This window comes from Verrucomicrobiia bacterium, from assembly GCA_036405135.1.
GTDB lineage: Bacteria > Verrucomicrobiota > Verrucomicrobiia > Limisphaerales > JAEYXS01 > JAEYXS01.
In genome coordinates this window covers 29,802-44,971 of sequence record DASWYF010000011.1, presented here as the reverse complement: position 1 = coordinate 44,971, position 15,170 = coordinate 29,802, and the positions used below count along the sequence as shown (strand labels likewise).

General features: G+C 53.8%; 19 protein-coding genes. 12 read left to right on the top strand and 7 right to left on the bottom strand.

Features of this window, described 5'->3' with window-relative positions; translation table 11 throughout:
• The first annotated feature begins 19 nt into the window (after nt 1-19).
• On the top strand, nt 20-388 hold the full coding sequence (locus tag VGH19_05245) for a hypothetical protein (GenBank protein ID HEY1170757.1): 369 nt from the start codon (nt 20-22) through the stop codon (nt 386-388).
• Between the two features lies 1 nt (nt 389).
• Nucleotides 390-842: a hypothetical protein gene (locus VGH19_05240; protein ID HEY1170756.1), complete on the top strand. Its 453-nt coding sequence runs from the start codon at nt 390-392 to the stop codon at nt 840-842.
• Nucleotides 843-847: 5 nt separating this feature from the next.
• Here VGH19_05240 and VGH19_05235 read toward each other — a convergent pair whose 3' ends face one another.
• The gene (locus VGH19_05235; protein HEY1170755.1) at nt 848-2,227 is read right to left on the bottom strand and encodes a c-type cytochrome domain-containing protein; all 1,380 of its coding nucleotides are present in this window, start codon (nt 2,225-2,227) and stop codon (nt 848-850) included.
• 218 nt (nt 2,228-2,445) lie between these two features.
• Here VGH19_05235 and VGH19_05230 point away from each other — a divergent pair, with 218 nt between their 5' ends.
• Complete coding sequence (locus tag VGH19_05230) at nt 2,446-2,724, top strand: hypothetical protein (protein ID HEY1170754.1); 279 nt, start codon at nt 2,446-2,448, stop codon at nt 2,722-2,724.
• 33 nt (nt 2,725-2,757) lie between these two features.
• Entirely contained in the window at nt 2,758-3,564 is an 807-nt protein-coding gene (locus VGH19_05225) for a TatD family hydrolase (protein HEY1170753.1), read from the top strand.
• 211 nt (nt 3,565-3,775) lie between these two features.
• Here VGH19_05225 and VGH19_05220 read toward each other — a convergent pair whose 3' ends face one another.
• The 5 genes from VGH19_05220 to VGH19_05200 form a co-directional block, all read right to left on the bottom strand.
• A complete protein-coding gene (locus tag VGH19_05220; GenBank protein HEY1170752.1) occupies nt 3,776-4,600 on the bottom strand; it encodes an HNH endonuclease in 825 nt (274 codons plus the stop codon).
• Nucleotides 4,587-5,282 carry a pirin family protein gene (locus VGH19_05215; GenBank protein HEY1170751.1) on the bottom strand — a complete coding sequence of 232 codons (696 nt, stop codon included), beginning with the start codon at nt 5,280-5,282 and terminating at the stop codon, nt 4,587-4,589. The genes VGH19_05220 and VGH19_05215 overlap by 14 nt, the downstream gene beginning before the upstream one ends.
• Nucleotides 5,283-5,333: 51 nt before the next feature.
• Nucleotides 5,334-5,798, bottom strand: a complete 465-nt coding sequence (locus tag VGH19_05210; GenBank protein HEY1170750.1) for a DoxX family protein — start codon at nt 5,796-5,798, stop codon at nt 5,334-5,336.
• A 34-nt stretch (nt 5,799-5,832) separates the two neighbouring features.
• Complete coding sequence (locus VGH19_05205; protein HEY1170749.1) at nt 5,833-6,462, bottom strand: NAD(P)H-dependent oxidoreductase; 630 nt, start codon at nt 6,460-6,462, stop codon at nt 5,833-5,835.
• 245 nt (nt 6,463-6,707) lie between these two features.
• Complete coding sequence (locus VGH19_05200; GenBank protein ID HEY1170748.1) at nt 6,708-7,226, bottom strand: hypothetical protein; 519 nt, start codon at nt 7,224-7,226, stop codon at nt 6,708-6,710.
• A 99-nt stretch (nt 7,227-7,325) separates the two neighbouring features.
• Here VGH19_05200 and VGH19_05195 point away from each other — a divergent pair, with 99 nt between their 5' ends.
• From VGH19_05195 to VGH19_05160, 8 genes are all read left to right on the top strand, one after another.
• Nucleotides 7,326-7,952, top strand: coding sequence for a hypothetical protein (locus VGH19_05195; GenBank protein HEY1170747.1), 627 nt, complete (start codon nt 7,326-7,328; stop codon nt 7,950-7,952).
• Nucleotides 7,949-8,254, top strand: a complete 306-nt coding sequence (locus VGH19_05190) for a transcriptional regulator (protein ID HEY1170746.1) — start codon at nt 7,949-7,951, stop codon at nt 8,252-8,254. Before VGH19_05195 ends, VGH19_05190 begins: the two co-directional genes overlap by 4 nt.
• 253 nt (nt 8,255-8,507) lie before the next feature.
• Nucleotides 8,508-9,407 carry a 4-hydroxy-3-methylbut-2-enyl diphosphate reductase gene (gene ispH / locus VGH19_05185; protein ID HEY1170745.1) on the top strand — a complete coding sequence of 300 codons (900 nt, stop codon included), beginning with the start codon at nt 8,508-8,510 and terminating at the stop codon, nt 9,405-9,407.
• Nucleotides 9,385-10,134, top strand: coding sequence for a ferritin-like domain-containing protein (locus VGH19_05180; GenBank protein HEY1170744.1), 750 nt, complete (start codon nt 9,385-9,387; stop codon nt 10,132-10,134). The genes ispH and VGH19_05180 overlap by 23 nt, the downstream gene beginning before the upstream one ends.
• Nucleotides 10,135-10,174: 40 nt before the next feature.
• Complete coding sequence (locus VGH19_05175) at nt 10,175-10,921, top strand: DUF1361 domain-containing protein (protein ID HEY1170743.1); 747 nt, start codon at nt 10,175-10,177, stop codon at nt 10,919-10,921.
• Between the two features lie 25 nt (nt 10,922-10,946).
• Nucleotides 10,947-12,536, top strand: a complete 1,590-nt coding sequence (locus VGH19_05170) for a DUF4173 domain-containing protein (protein ID HEY1170742.1) — start codon at nt 10,947-10,949, stop codon at nt 12,534-12,536.
• A gap of 27 nt (nt 12,537-12,563) precedes the next feature.
• Nucleotides 12,564-13,481: a DUF6688 family protein gene (locus VGH19_05165; GenBank protein HEY1170741.1), complete on the top strand. Its 918-nt coding sequence runs from the start codon at nt 12,564-12,566 to the stop codon at nt 13,479-13,481.
• 80 nt (nt 13,482-13,561) lie between these two features.
• Nucleotides 13,562-14,053, top strand: coding sequence for a hypothetical protein (locus VGH19_05160; GenBank protein ID HEY1170740.1), 492 nt, complete (start codon nt 13,562-13,564; stop codon nt 14,051-14,053).
• A 155-nt stretch (nt 14,054-14,208) separates the two neighbouring features.
• Here VGH19_05160 and VGH19_05155 read toward each other — a convergent pair whose 3' ends face one another.
• Nucleotides 14,209-15,099 carry a diacylglycerol kinase family protein gene (locus VGH19_05155; GenBank protein HEY1170739.1) on the bottom strand — a complete coding sequence of 297 codons (891 nt, stop codon included), beginning with the start codon at nt 15,097-15,099 and terminating at the stop codon, nt 14,209-14,211.
• Between the last annotated feature and the right edge of the window lie 71 nt (nt 15,100-15,170).

The following is a 15,170-nucleotide window of genomic DNA, read 5'->3' as shown; positions in this document are numbered from 1 at the left end:
TTATATTACTCTACAGTCAATGGAAACCAATCCCTATTACCGATTGCGTAAATGGAGTGTTCGAGTAACGGCTGTTTTCATTGGGCTGATGCTTCTCGCCATCATCACGGGAACCGCGCTTCGATCAAGACAACCGGACTTGCCCTCTGATTGGCGACAGCTTTATGCAGGTATGTCCCGTGTGCAGATTGAGGCGACTATTCCTGATTCACTTCACGATTGGAGAGATATGAAAGGATTTGACGCAGCCAGCAGGACGATGTCCGGCAATTATGTCTGGAACATCAACATTTATTACGATTCTCAAGGGCGAGCATCTGGAGCAGATATCCGCCTTGTTCATCTGCAATATGGTTTTTTGGGCCGTGGAATAGAGAAGCTATTTTAAGGTGCTGATGATTCAATGTGCAAATGAAACACAGCTTGGTTCCAAAAGCTGTCGGAAGCGATGGGTTATAGCGTTTATCACTGTTGCTTTGATGATGCTGTTTATCTGGGCTCTGATTGCTCCAAAGAATTATAGCGTGACGGATGTCACCAAGCCGCAGACGATCATGTTACACGCCACACCGGGTGCTTCTAATATTCAAGCTATCACTATCAGACTGGTGGGGAAAATTGATGGAAATGCAATGATGACAGCGGGGTCTCTCCCGTTGGAGGTCGCAGGTGATTTTGATGTCCACCTTGGCTCGTTGGACTGCTACTCCACAAACTACTTCATAGAGTATTTGCCCGATGGAGTAACGAAAGGGAAAGTATTTATTCGTTACAAGTTCCTCGATACATCCATCTTGGGGGAAATAGAGCGCGAGATATCGAAAGAATACCGGACCCGCTGATTCGGTCACTTCACCTTAGCCACGCCCGGCTTGCAGCCCGGTGACGCGATGAAGCGTTGCAGGATTTTCTTATCCTCGAAGTTCCACAAGATCACTTCGCCATCATGGCCGCCACTGGCGAGGGTCTTACCATCCGGGCTGAGCGCGAGGGCTTGGACCCAGTCATTGTGCCCATTGAACGTGCGATCCCATTTGAACGGTTGCGCGATGTAGACGCGGATTTCTTTGCTCTTATCTGCTGTGATGAGATTGGTGCCGCTTCCGAGCAAGCGCCAGATCTCGCCACCGAACCCGCCGAGTGGGCGCGAATCTTTCACCACCTTGCCGTCCTCAGCTTTCCATAAATGCAACTTGCGATCGCGTCCTACGGAGGCGATGTGGTTGGTGCCATCTGCAAAAGTCACACCGAACACAGGTTCTTCATGGCTCATGTAGGCGGAGTGCATCTCGCCTGTAGTGGCATCGTATGCGCGCGTCGTCTTATCACGACTAGCGGAGGCAAGGCCCTTACCATCCGGGCTCCACGCGATGGCCATCACCCAATTCGCATGCTGCTCGATCTTCCGCACCTCTTTGCCGGTGGCGACATCGAAGATGCGGATGGCATTGTCTGAACCGCCAGAGGCAAGGAGCTTGCCGTCCGGGCTAAACTTCACGTCCAGCACTACATCCGGCAAGGTGACCAATACCTTCGGCTCCGGCTTATCGAGCGGGATCAATAGCACTTCGCCTAACTTACCGGATTGACCGGTGGCCGCCGCGAGCAAAGTGCCATCAGGTGAAAGCGAAAGTGCCGAAACTTCTGCCGCCACATTGCGGATGCGCTTCACTGGCTTCAGCGTGGCGATGTCCCACACGATGATCTCGTGGTAACCGCTGGTGATGAGCTGCTGCCCATTCGTGCTGAAGGCGAGCGCGGTCACTGGCAAAGGCTGCGGATAAATCTCAGGCGGAGCGGGATGCTGCTTGCGTGGCATGAGGCTCACGAGGTCCAGCTTTGGATCGGCTCCATCGAACTTCGCGCCATTCTTGATCCAGCGTTCCACGAGGGCGATCTGGGCAGCGGGCAGGGGGTCATCCTTCTGCGGCATGCGGCTGTCCGGATCTTTCTCCACTAACAGACTATAGAACGTGCTCTTCTTGGGATCGCCGGGCGTGATGGCCGCTTCTCCGCTAGAACCGGGCTTCACCAGCCATTCAAAGTTATGCAGTCGATACTTGCCCTTGGCTTTCTCCGCGCCGTGACACGTCTGGCACTTGGCCACTAGGATCGGCGCGATGTCGCGCGAGAAGCTGACCTCGCCCGACTTTTGCGCCTGAGCAGGCACCGAAGCCGCGAACCAAGCCAGCAAACTGGCCAAAACCGTTAAGCGAAAAGACCGCATGGATTGTCAGACGAACGGTAAGGAGGGTTTGTTCGGGAAACAAGGGTGTAAAAGCTCCAAATCACAAACACCAAGCTCCAGGGGAATTCCAAACTTCTATCAGCAGCCCGCGTTCACTTGGAGCTTGAGTCTTGGTGCTTCACTGGTGCTTGGAGCTTTGGATTTGAGATTTTCCCTTTGTCCCTTTTCCGGCTGGGCGTATATTGCTCCCTATCGTTATGCCATTGAACCGACAACAGGTGTTGGACCTCTATTTCATGGACGCGCGCGCGAAGCTCATCGACATCGCCGCCTTCCTTGACCGCGTGGACCGAGCGGAAGGTGAAGCTGATTTTCGTTTGGCGGCTTTTCGACAGGCTTTGAAAGAACTCGATAGTGGTAATGCTGAACGGGCCAAAAACGTGTTGCTTTCCTTGAGCGATCCTTCAATCGAGCCGCTTGAAAAGGCTTCGGTGAAAGGTGCCATAGGGGCATTCGCAGGCAACGTGAAGAGCTGATCATTTGTAACAATTTACCTGCCCACTTTATTCATGCGTTACATCGAACCACACGGCCACATGGTCAGCCGCACGACGGATGATTATCAGGCGATGGTCACCGCCGGTTGCGAAGCGGTTTGCGAGCCAGCTTTCTGGGCGGGGTATGATCGCAAATCCGCGGATGGTTTTTACGATTACTTCTGCCAGCTCACCGAGCATGAGCCGAAACGTGCTGCAAAGTTCGGCCTCGCCCACTTCTGCTGGCTCTGCATCAACCCCAAGGAATCGGAAGATGTCGGGTTGGCGAAGGATGTCATCGACCTCATCCCGCAGTTCATCGATAAGCCGGGTGTGCTGGGTATTGGCGAGATCGGGTTGAACAAGAATTCACGCAATGAACTGAAAGTGCTGGAGATGCACGTGGAAGTGGCGGCGAAGTATGACCAGCTCATCCTCGTCCACACGCCGCACTTGGAAGACAAGCTCAAGGGCACGAAGCTCATCCTCGATGTGTTGAAGAGTGACAAACGCATCAAGCCCGAGCGCGTCATCATCGATCATGTGGAAGAACACACAATCAAGCTCGTGAAAGATTCCGGCATGTGGGCTGGCATGACGCTCTACCCGGAGAGCAAATGCACGCCCGCCCGCGCCATCGATATGCTCGAGGTTTACGGCACAGACCGCATCTGGATGAATAGCGCGTGCGATTGGGGCATCAGCGTCCCTCTTGCCGTCCCGCGCACCATGCTGGAGATGAAGAAGCGCGGTCACACGATGGATGTCGTGGACAAAGTGGCGTATCAGAACCCCATCCAGTTCATGAGCCAATCACCGAAGTTTAAGCTGCCGAGCTGATGAGGTATGGCCGCAAAAAGGCACAAAAAGCACAAAACTGAGTCTGAATGCGGCCAGCAACAGAACGGCTGGGAGCAAGACAGCCCTGAATTGAGAGAGTTTTTATTGGAAGCCGTTGAGGGGAATCATACCCCTTTCAAATTCGGGGAATTGGAGAAGATGGGGATGCGTATCATGTCCGAACGTAAGAAGTAGTGGTCTCTAGGTTTGATTATCGAAACCATCTTCGCATGTAATGAGAATGCTCAAACCAGTCTTCGTCTAAATGACAATCAAAGCATAGTGTCACTAGGTTGGTTGAGAAATTTTTCCCGCGTTTCGAACGAGCTTTGACATGGTGGACTTCTAGTTCTTCTGCGGGAAAGACTTTGCCGCAGCACTGACATTGGTAGCCGTCGCGTTCTAGTATTTGAGTGCGGTATGCGCCAGTGATTTGTTTGCCTTTCGTGCCGCCACCAATGAGTTTTATCCGCTCACTAGCAAAATCACTTGCAGGGTACTCTGGGTATGCAGGTTGTGGGTTTTGGCGAACCCATTCGTCTTTCTTCCATTTGATATAGTATAGCTTGGCGATTTGGCCGATGACGAAGCCTAGAAATAACGCTGCTAGATAATCACTGTCTTTCTTGCAATTATCAGAAAAGAAAAAAAGAGTGCCTATCGTGACGCACAAGACCACTATGTTTTGAGATTCTTTGTCTGGTTTTGCTGCCTCAAAATTCTTATGCCACTCATCGTAACATGCACGTTTGGCTTCGTAAGCCCTTAGTTTTGGCTCAAGCTCAATCTTTTTACGAGCATCGATATTCCCGACTGTTTGTTTGGCGCATCTGTAGCAGAAAACATAACCGTCAAGCTCGATCTTTGGATGACGATCAAGCGGCTTTTGGCATGTGCGGCAAAAATATTTCGCCATTACCCTGTTGATTATGGTGGAATCGTATTGCTTGTCACCACTTAGATTATCGGACAGCAGAAAAAGCGGCTTACTAATGAGTAAGCCGCTTTGATTTTTGTAGTGATTAAGCCAGATCAAAGAGCAACAGGTGCCCTTTATCCGACGTGCTGAACGAGAGCTGTTGCTCATCGCTCACGGCGGCGCCATCGCCGGATTCCAGCGTCACACCGTTCAGCGTGACGGGGCCTTCCACCACTTGCACCCACGCATGGCGACCGGTGGCGAGCGTGTAGCTCAGGCTCTTATCCGGCGTGAGCTTGCCCGCGCTGAGCGTGACATCTTGATGGATCTTCAAGGTGCCTTCGCCCGGTTCTTTCGCCGCGACGGTGGACCAGGTGCCCGGTTGCACGCCGAGGATGGACTTCTGTTCGTAGCCAGGGCGCAGGCCCTTTTTCTCCGGCAGCAGCCAGATCTGCAGCAGATGCACGGGCTCGATGGGCGAGTAATTGAATTCGCTGTGTTGGATGCCCGCACCGGCGGTCATGCGCTGCACATCACCGGCCTTGATGACCTCGCTGTTACCGAGGCTGTCGCGATGTTGGAGTGCGCCGCTTAACACGTAAGTGACGATCTCCATATCGCGGTGCGGATGCGTATCGAATCCGCCGCCACCGGCCACGCGATCCTCATTGATCACGCGCAACGAGCGGAAGCTCATGTGCTGAGGATCATAATAGTTCGCAAAGGAGAACGTGTGATAAGAATCCAACCAGCCGAAGTTGGCATGTCCACGTTCATTGGATGGGCGTTTCACGATCATACGTTTAGCTTTCTCTTTATTTCAGGTTTCGCAACAAATCTGTTTTTTGGTTCAATTCTTTGATTCCAGTTTCTTCGCCACCAGCGCGTCCAGCGACCACTTGCCTGCGCCTTGGATCACGACGGCGAGTGCGAGCACGGCCATCAGGATGTGATACTCGTAACCTTCACCGGCCTGCTTGCCGCTCCAGTTCATGAAGAAGCCATTGGCCGTGTGCGCCATGAGCGCGGCGACGGTGATGGTCGCACCGATGCCGAATGCCGCGAGGCGCGAGCCGAGTCCTAGCACCAGTCCGATCGGCCCAAGGAACTCCGCGAGTATGGCCAACACAGCGACCGGCGCAGGGATGTTCATGTTCTCGGTGAAGAACTTCATCGTCCCTTCAAATCCGTAACCACCGAACCAGCCGAGCACCTTCTGCGCACCGTGCGGAAACATTACGACCGCGAGGCCGACACGCATGATCACGGGAGCGAAGTCTTCACGCGTTTGGAAAAAGAGTTTCAGGGCTTTCATAAATCAGTTCTTAGTTATGTGTTCTGGTTGAGTGTCAGAACTGGTGGGCCAAAGCCACGGCTTCGGTAGTTCCTGCGGTCACGGCTTTTTCTTTGCCGTCCGCACCGTTGAGCGTGCCGTTCACATACACGGACTTCACATCCGTGAAGCCGATGAAGCCGAGCACGAGTTCCAGATATTTGCTCTGGAGATCGTAGTTCTCCCACGGCGTGCCTTTCGGGTATTGGCCGCCTTGGGCGTAGATCACGAGCGCGGGCTTGCCTGTCACCAGGCCTTTGTAGCCTTCACTCGGCGTGAAGCTGAACGTGAGGCCGGGTTGCAGCAGCACGTCGATGTAGTGTTTCAGGATATATGGCACGCCGAAATTCCACATCGGGAGCGAGATCACATATTTGTCCGCCGACTTGAACTGCGCCGCGATTCGTTCCACCGCTTCCCAAGCCGCCTTCTGCTCCGCCGTGTGCGGCTGTCCATGCATGATGGCATACTTGGCATCGATGGTGGATTGATCGAACCGCGGCAACTCCGTGGCCCAGAGGTCAAGTGTTTCCACTGTATCTTGTGGGTTTGCCGCGCGGTAAGCGTTCAGGAAGTTCTGAGCCACCTCGATGGAGGCGGAACGTTCCTTGCGGGGCGAGGCTTCGATGTAAAGTACTTTGGCCATAGGTCAGTGTGTGTTCAGGTTTTCAGTTCAGTTTCGATTTCGTTTCAATCTGCTGAGACACCTATTGCTCGAAGCGTGCCAAGTAAGTTTGTTTTTAATTTTAAGTCTTAAGTTGTTAACTATAAGTTAATTATGATTTTTTAGTTGAGTGATTCGAGGGTGTTTGGCTGGAGTGAAATTTAAGTTAAAACACGAATATTCGTGTTTTAACTTAAAATTAATCAATTAAGCGGTGGAGGGAGGAATTACTGCAATTTGAACGGCAACCGTTGCAAAGGCGGTGCCTGTTCAGCACTAGAAGAATCAGGAGCAGGTTTGGTAGCAGGAGTTTTGTTTGTGGGAATACCCAGCCACGGCACCAAGGCTAAGACGGCACCCACGAGAATCAGAACAGCCGCCAAAATGATTGAGCCGAGAGACATAGGGCGAGGGGCGAGCAGCCAGACGGCTAGAGCGCCGACCAGCAAAACGCCGTCTGCCACCCAAAACGGCCAGCGAGGCATGGCGCCAAAACCATTGCCGACCGGCAGCGATTGTGCACGTTTACGGTAGATTGAAGGGCCTTTAGCTTCGGTAGTGCCAGCAGCGGTAGAGCGAGTCTCGGTTGTTCTGGGCGCTGATTGGCTCATAGTCGCTGACGTCACCGTTACTGCTTCAGTGCGCGAACCCGCTTTCTGATCAGCCGACAAATTGGGAATGCCGGTGACCACCTGTGCTTCTTCCATCAAGGGTTTAAGCCCGCGACCTAATACAGAACGTGCCACAACCCAAACTTGGTTCAGGGCTGCTCAGGGTGCAATGCGAAATTGTTCACAAATTTTTTGAACACTTGACATATAGACTTTGTATTACAAAGTATCAGTATGAACTCCGATTGGGCCAGCGAGAACCTGCAAGTGATACGAACGCTCATGGAGCGCTCGGTCATGTATCGCCGGGCGCTGGCGCCGATGACCATTCTGGCGGGGGCGTTGGGATTGGTGGCGGCGGCGGTCGGATGGTTTGCCAAAATAGACCAAGCCGCGATGTTCATCGCGCATTGGGTGTCAGCGGCAGTGATCATCAATGCGGGGGCTTTGATCTTGGTGCGGAAACAGGCAGTGAATGATAAGGAGGCATTCTGGTCTGCTCCCACGCGCCGGATCACGTTGGCTTCGATTCCTGGATTTGCGTCGGCTGCGATGCTGACACTCGCTATCGTGCTACGCTGGGCTACCTCTGCGGAAGTCATTCCGTGGCTAATTGTCATTTGGATGCTATTTTATGGGTGTGCCTTGTGCGCGGCGGGTTTTTTCATGCCACGTGGCATCAAACTCTTCGGGTGGCTTTATCTGCTGCTGGCAGTGGTGATGTTATTCGTGCTCTGGCCGCAGTGGCTCAAACTTTCCGTGCAGGAAAACCATCTGGTAATGGGAGCCGTATTCGGCGGCGTCCACCTGGCCTATGGGATATACCTGCACTTTACGGAAAAACGTGGAAATGCACCGTGAATCCAGAACCTTTTTTACAGCTGGACCGTGTCATCCACGAGAAGGGACGCATGGCGATCATGTCCCTGCTCGCGGCGCGGGACGAGCTGTCGTTCACGGAACTGCGCAATGCGCTCAATATGACGGATGGCAACATCACGACGCACATCCGTACGCTGCAACAGGCTGGATACATCGCCGTGACGAAGAGCGTTCACGAAAAACGTCCGCTAACGACCTGCTCGCTTACGCCAGCGGGACGCAAAGCATTCCAAGATTACATCGATTTGCTCGAGCGGATCGTAAAACAGACCAAAGGTTGACCCGATAACCCGTTATGAAACTCGTATCTTCATCAAGTCGCTGCTGCACAGTAACTTTGCGATACAAAGTAGTATTTTGCCCACCTATACAAAGAGCGAAAGCAGGCGCATCTGGGAGGTGGGAAAAGGTCGTAGCCCGCAATGCCCGCCATTGTCCCAAATGGCTGGGCTGCGGAGCTATTTCTTTTGCCGCTACGGGCGCAGGGCGTCCGCGAACGAAACACTTAAATCATCTGAACTTACAGGAACTCCTATGAAAATTCTCCGCGCAGAACATCTCGGCATGTGCTTCGGCGTTCGTGATGCCATTGCCCTTGCGAAAGCCCACGCCGCCCAGCAACCCGTGACCATCTTGGGTCAACTCGTCCACAACGAAACCGTCCTCAACGATCTCAAACAACACGGCGTGAGAATGGCTGAACAGGTCAATGATGTGACCACGCCGAGTGTACTCATCACCGCCCATGGCACGTCTCAGCGCCACCTCGCCCATATTCGCGATCAGGGATTGGAAGTGTTCGAGGCCACATGCCCTTTGGTTCACCACGCGCATAACTCCGTGTTAAAGCTCGTGCGTGCGGGTTATCACCCGATCATCATCGGCCAGCGCAATCATGTGGAGGTGCGCGGTTTGACGGGTGATTTGGATGCCTGTGATGTCGTGCTGACTGAGCAGGACATCGAGGCGCTATCCCCGCATGAAAGGTTTGGTGTCGTTTCACAAACCACCCAGCCGATTGCTCGCGTGCGTGAACTGGTCGCGCAATTGAAAGAGCGTTTCCCACACAGCGAGGTGAAGTTTGTCGATACAGTTTGCCAGCCCACGAAGCAACGTCAGCAAGCCGCAGAAGAACTCGCGCAGCAGAGTGATGTGGTCATCGTCATCGGTGGTGCGAACAGCAACAACACGAAGGAACTCGTGAACACCTGCTGGCGTCAATGCCCCTATGTGCATCACGTGCAATCGCCGGCAGATTTGAAGGCCGAGTGGTTCACGTATGCAGAAGTCGTCGGCCTCACGGCAGGCACTTCTACGCCGGATTCAATCATTGATGCCGTGGAAGCGCGGCTGAAGGAGATTGCTGCTCAATTTCAACCAAACACACCAATACCAAGGGAGGAGAAAACACATGAACTGGCGACGTTACTTTGAATGGAACCGTGATCGTTCGGAAGAGATGCTGTGGGATCGTGAGATACAAATCGAGCCGCATCTGCGGCAGCCGCTGATCGAATCGTTGCGGCATTTTCAACTGGGAGAGAGCGGGGAGGGGCATCATATCAAGCAGTCTGCGCTGAAGACGGGGGATGCCATGTACGCGGGGAATGTGGCGCTGTTCATTGCCGAGGAGCAGAGGCATTCACGCTGGATGGGGAAGATTCTGCAAAATCTCCAGGTGCCGTTGATGCAGCAGCATTGGAGCAACGACGTGTTCATCCAATTGCGGCGTTTGCTGGGGCTGAAGCATGAGTTGCTCATTCTGTTGGTCGCCGAGATGATCGCTAAACGGTATTTCCGCGCATTGCGAGATGGCACGCAAGACCCGACATTGCGATCAGTATTCAGCCGTATCTTGAGTGATGAAGAGGGGCATCTGGCATTTCACATCGATTATCTGCAACGCGAGTTCGCGCAATCGTCTTTGTTGCGGCGTGGACTGATCCGTATCGTATGGCGCGTCATTTTCCGGGCGACGTGTGCCGTGGTGATTTTAGGCCACGGAAAAGTGCTGCGAGCATGTGGAGTATCGGCGTCGCAGTTCTGGTGGGATAGCGGATTGATTTTTGATGAGGTTGCGGCCGCGATCTTGAGCTGTGCGGTCTGGAGCAAGCCTCTGGAAGTGCCAGATGGTGACACCGTAAAGACCGTCGCTGTTTAACAAGCAGCGGATATAGATAACAGGTAGGAGGATAATCTCTATGGAGACATTGCACTCTCGTGCCGGTGTGTATACCGGCGATTCGAATCGAAACGCATTCATGCCGGTGTCAGCGATGTGGCGCATCGGTTTAGCACTCATCACAGCGACGTTCTTATGCGGAGTGTTGTGGAGTGGACGGGTATTTGTGACGAAGCAGTTTCATTTTGGCTACCTCATCTGGAATCTTTTTCTGGCGTGGTTGCCGCTCGTCTTTGCGATTGTCACCCGCCAGTCATTTCGTTGGTGGGGATGGTGTCCAAGGACATTGATCGTAGGAGTGATGTGGTTGTTGTTCTTGCCGAATGCGTCCTACATCGTCACAGATCTCATTCATCTGCGGCATCACACGCCGGTGCCGACGTGGTTTGATGCGGCCTTGTTCGCTGCGTTTGCGTTCACGGGTGTGGCGCTGGGATTTGTTTCACTGCGGTTGATCCACGATGTGGTGGCGGAACGGCGTGGATGGATGCAAGGCTGGCTGTTCGTGTTCGGTGTGCTGGCGTTATGCGGGTTCGGCATCTATCTCGGGCGCATCGAGCGGTGGAACAGTTGGTCGGTGCTCACGGAGCCACACGTTTTGATCGCAGACGTGCGGATGATGTTCGGCTCCATGGAGAGTTTTCGTTACACGCTGCGTTTCACCGGCGTCTTCTTTGTCTTTTTGACCCTTTGTTATGTCCTGCTTTCCGGCCTGTCGTCCTGGCCGGTGCCTGCCACGTCCCACACCCAGAATGAGCGCCGATAGTTCATCGGCAAACTGAAGGAAACATATGAAATCGATACCCGAAACATTGCACTCTCTCGCTGATGCTTCATCGGCGAAGGCCATGGAGGATGGAAAGGGAAGAGCGCCGCAAGGATTGCACTGGTGGCTGCTCGGCATGCTGAGTGTGGGCGTGGTGGGCGATTCCCTGCTGCGCGTGACACCATTCGGATTGAACATCTCCGCCTGGATTCTGTTCATAGGGGTGTCAGTGCTGTTGTTGTTCGGCCAAGAACGCAGATGCATGAGCCGAGCGCAAGGTTTCTGGTTTGGTGTTTCGCTTGTGTTCAGCGTGCTCTTTGGCTGGCGAGATGCGGAAGGACTGCAGTTTCTGAACTTGATGTCCATGCTGGGCACAGCGGGGCTCGCGTTTTGGCTGGCAGGAAAAGGACGGGTGAACTTGGGGGGCGTTATCCTGACAGGGGTGCGGATGGCGGGCGGAATCGTTCTGCCGTTGATTGGTGCGTTTCAGGTGATCGGCAGCTGGCTGATGAAGAGTTCGCTGGCAGGTCGCTTGGGTGAGACGGGTTTCTGGACAAAGGGTTTGCGGTACTTTGTGGGACTAATCATCACCGTCCCGATTTTTATAGTGTTCGCTGCTTTGTTCGCTTCGGCGGATACGATCTTCCGCGATTTCGTCCGTTCCCTGTTTGATTTCAATATCAATGACATTGTCGCACATGCGTTTTTTATCGCGGTCTTCACTTGGTTGGGCGCGGGTATTTTTTACTGGTTGTGGCCGCGTGAAGTGAAGGACAGTTCGGATGAGCCAGTTTCGCCGGAGTTGCTGGGGGGTATCGAAGTGGGCGTGCTGCTGACGGCACTGAACGGGCTCTTCCTCGTCTTCATCATCTTTCAGGTGCAATACCTCTTTGGCGGGAACGCGCTGGTGCAACGCACGGCGAATCTTTCTTACGCGGAATATTTTCGGAATGGCTTCTTTGAATTGATCGCAGTGTCTGCGCTCGTGCTGCCTTTGTTGCTGGTCTGCGATTGGTTATGGAAGGGGAGTGAAAGCAAAACCCGATTCCGCAGATTGGCGGTGTGCTTGTTGATTCAGCTAGGGGTGGTGATGGCTTCGGCTTTCAAACGACTTGCGATGTATCTCGAGGCATACGGACTGACGGAGCAAAGGCTGTATGCGGCGGCGGTCTTGTGCTGGCTGGGGTTCGCGGCGCTTTGGCTGGCGCTGACGGTATTGCGCGATAAACGCCCTTACTTTGCACCGGGCATTGTGATGGCGGCATTCGTGATGGTCTTTGCGTTGAACATCTACAATCCTGATGCCCGTATCGCCGAGCATCAGTTGAGCCGTAAAGAGGCGGGGAAAAATTGGGATCTTGATTATCTGCTGCTCTTAAGCGCGGATGCAGTGCCGGTGATGGTGAGGTGCTTGGATAAGTTGGATGCAACGGAGAAACAACGGGTGATGGAGCGACTGGTTGGGCGATGGACGCATGGGACGGATGATTGGCGCACGAGCAATTGGTCCCGCTGGCAGGCGGCGAAGTGGAGGGAGGATAATCAGGTGTTGCTGAAGGATGTTCCTCTGCCACGAGAGAAGAGCAGCAGGACTAGTGGCGATTCGTATCGGTAAAGGCGCTCCCGACTACAGAAAAGTGATATGGGTGAAATCATCAATTTCTGTGCGATGGGTGCATTTCTGGCTCTCGCCGTCTTGCCTTGGATCAGTGCATTGTTGGGGATTGTGTGGTTGTTGGCTGCACTTCAAAGCAAGGAAGCAGAACGAGCCTTCAGGCCCGTGATTCTGTGCCTTGCCGGGGTGGTGCTTCCTTTCCTGGTCTTCATGGCCAGTTATTTTCTTGTGCCTGAGTGGAAAGGGGCGTGTCGGTTTGGTTGGTTGGACTGTTTTCATGCGGGAAAGCTGGCGTTAACACCACTGGTGTTATGGGCATGTGCGGCCTTTGTGAAGTATAACAGATGCAAGCCGGAGGAACCGATTCCAGCATGGGTGGTGTTGGGATTGTTCATGGGTGCTGTGGTCAGCAGCGTATGTGTAGTGGTGGAGTTTTTAGTGGCAGGCTTTCGAAGCTGGGTGTGGCTTGTGCCCTGTTACGTTTCGGTTTGGTATGCGAAGTTGGCTCTGGAAGCCAGATGGTCCGCTGGTCTTCCTCTTAGATATCACCTTCTTACTTTGTTGAGTTCTGTCCCGTTATGGATGTGGGGTATTATTTGGAGCAAAGCGACCTATCAGGGTTTATCCAATGCTGCACCCGAGGGTTGTTTCATAGTCACAGCGGCTTCGAGAGGGCATGAAAGCCTGGTGGGCCCCTTCTCCAGCATTGAAAGACGAGGCAGCATGCGTGTGGTAAACCGACAGTTGCTGATCTTCTGGCAGTTCGAAGCATTGTGGCAGAAAAGCTCGCCCAGAACTCACCATGGCTTTCGGCGCATCTATAATCGATTTGGCCCGCTGGTAGCAAACGGTGTCAGATCCAAGTTCATGGCTGATGCGGTGTATCTGTTACTTAAACCATTTGAAATGATTGCGGAGGTCATAGTAGCGAGAGGAAGGAAATGAATATTCTGTCAGTGCTAGTATTATAAATGATCGCCGAACGAGCTAGAGCCTCCTCACGTCGGCTGCTACGAATTGAATTTATGACAACATTACAACGTATCCGCATCTGTGTGGCGGTGATGATCGTGGGGCTCGTGTTCAGCGGGTTGACGGCGATTCCGCTGGAGACGGAGTTGAAGCTGATGGCGGGTTGGTTGAATGTGGATCTGAACGGACCCGCACCAGAAGCGGGTTTGGGGCATTGGATTTATCGGGTGGCGCAAGGGTTGGCGGAGATGAATGCGAAGCATCCGTTTCTGGCGTATGGGTTTGACTGGCTGGCGTTCGCGCATGTGGTGATCGCCATCGCGTTCATCGGGGCATGGCGTGATCCGGTGCGGAATGTGTGGCTCTTTGAGTTCGGGAAGATCGCGTGTGTGCTGGTGATTCCTTGGGCGTTGGTGTTTGGGGAGGTGCGTGGGATACCGTTTTATTGGCGATTGATTGATTGTTCGTTTGGGGTGATCGGGTATGTACCGATGTGGTTGTGCACGAAATGGGTGGGAGAACTGTTAAGGGATGAGGGGAAATAGTTGAGAGCGGTTTTCTTCGTAATTGATAACCACAATGTATTTCATCTGCTGCGGCTGATTCTGCTGGCGCAGAGTACAGCCGCGGTCCAAAGACAGAGTGCTTGGTATCCGCTTTTGCTTATGGGTATTGCTGCGACTCGGAGAGTCGCGCTCCGTTAAGGAACGACGATGCGCAAGGCACGTGGCTGGACGGTGATGGTGGCGGGGAGGGAGCCGATGGTGTCGCCTTCGAGTTCGAGCGGGGTTTCACTTGAGGCGCTGAGTTCGAGGCGGTCGGTGCGGAAGCATTGCACACCGGCTTTCTGGATATGGGCGCCGGTGAGTTGCACACTACCAAGGCGGGCGAGCATGGGGATATCCACTTTCGGAAAGACGGAGACATCGATGAGGCCGTCATCGGGCGAGGCGTCGGGGAACACGGGAAAGGTGCCGCCGTAGTATTTGCCGTTGCCGATGAGCACGAGGCGGCCTGACGCACTGTTCACACAATTCTTCGCGATGATCTGATGCGGCTTCTCGGCAAGGGCTTGAAAGCCGGCGACCACGTAGGCGATGGGGCCCACGAGTTTCTTCATCTGCCAGTTCACGAGCTGGATGGCGCGGGCATCGAGTCCAGCCCCGGCGAGCTGCGCGAAGCAGCGGCGCTCGCGTTTATCCGGTGCGCCATGTTCCACCCAAGGGAGATCGATGTTGCGCTCATGGCCGCGCTGAATGATGGCCCAGGCTTTGGTGACGTTTGTGGGGATGCGGTATTCTTTGGCGAAGACGTTGACGGTGCCTAAAGGGATCACAGCGAGGCGGGAGCGTTTCAATCCTTCGGGAACGCTGGCGATGCCGTTGAGGACTTCATTCACCGTGCCATCTCCACCAGCGGCGACGATTGTTTCAAAACCGTCACAAACGGCTTCAGCCGCGAGGATTTTGGCTGTGCCTGCGGCCCAAGTGAGCTTCAAGGCGCATTGCGAACCGATTTCATCCAGGTGACGGCGGAGGCGTTTGGCCTTCTCGCCTTTCGCCACCGGGTTGAAGATGACGCACGTACGCATACGGTGAGGGGAATGTCGGGGGGAACATGCTAAGTGTCCAGTTTTATTGGGTGATTTGCTAAATGACCAAT

What these genes read in the sequence shown, in the direction of transcription:
- VGH19_05245 (HEY1170757.1), top strand. Translation starts at nt 20, where the DNA reads ATGGAAACCAATCCCTATTACCGATTGCGTAAATGGAGTGTTCGAGTA.
- VGH19_05235 (HEY1170755.1), bottom strand. Translation starts at nt 2,227, where the DNA reads ATGCGGTCTTTTCGCTTAACGGTTTTGGCCAGTTTGCTGGCTTGGTTC.
- VGH19_05230 (HEY1170754.1), top strand. Translation starts at nt 2,446, where the DNA reads ATGCCATTGAACCGACAACAGGTGTTGGACCTCTATTTCATGGACGCG.
- VGH19_05225 (HEY1170753.1), top strand. Translation starts at nt 2,758, where the DNA reads ATGCGTTACATCGAACCACACGGCCACATGGTCAGCCGCACGACGGAT.
- VGH19_05215 (HEY1170751.1), bottom strand. Translation starts at nt 5,282, where the DNA reads ATGATCGTGAAACGCCCATCCAATGAACGTGGACATGCCAACTTCGGC.
- VGH19_05210 (HEY1170750.1), bottom strand. Translation starts at nt 5,798, where the DNA reads ATGAAAGCCCTGAAACTCTTTTTCCAAACGCGTGAAGACTTCGCTCCC.
- VGH19_05205 (HEY1170749.1), bottom strand. Translation starts at nt 6,462, where the DNA reads ATGGCCAAAGTACTTTACATCGAAGCCTCGCCCCGCAAGGAACGTTCC.
- VGH19_05195 (HEY1170747.1), top strand. Translation starts at nt 7,326, where the DNA reads ATGAACTCCGATTGGGCCAGCGAGAACCTGCAAGTGATACGAACGCTC.
- ispH (HEY1170745.1), top strand. Translation starts at nt 8,508, where the DNA reads ATGAAAATTCTCCGCGCAGAACATCTCGGCATGTGCTTCGGCGTTCGT.
- VGH19_05180 (HEY1170744.1), top strand. Translation starts at nt 9,385, where the DNA reads ATGAACTGGCGACGTTACTTTGAATGGAACCGTGATCGTTCGGAAGAG.
- VGH19_05175 (HEY1170743.1), top strand. Translation starts at nt 10,175, where the DNA reads ATGGAGACATTGCACTCTCGTGCCGGTGTGTATACCGGCGATTCGAAT.
- VGH19_05170 (HEY1170742.1), top strand. Translation starts at nt 10,947, where the DNA reads ATGAAATCGATACCCGAAACATTGCACTCTCTCGCTGATGCTTCATCG.
- VGH19_05165 (HEY1170741.1), top strand. Translation starts at nt 12,564, where the DNA reads ATGGGTGAAATCATCAATTTCTGTGCGATGGGTGCATTTCTGGCTCTC.
- VGH19_05160 (HEY1170740.1), top strand. Translation starts at nt 13,562, where the DNA reads ATGACAACATTACAACGTATCCGCATCTGTGTGGCGGTGATGATCGTG.
- VGH19_05155 (HEY1170739.1), bottom strand. Translation starts at nt 15,099, where the DNA reads ATGCGTACGTGCGTCATCTTCAACCCGGTGGCGAAAGGCGAGAAGGCC.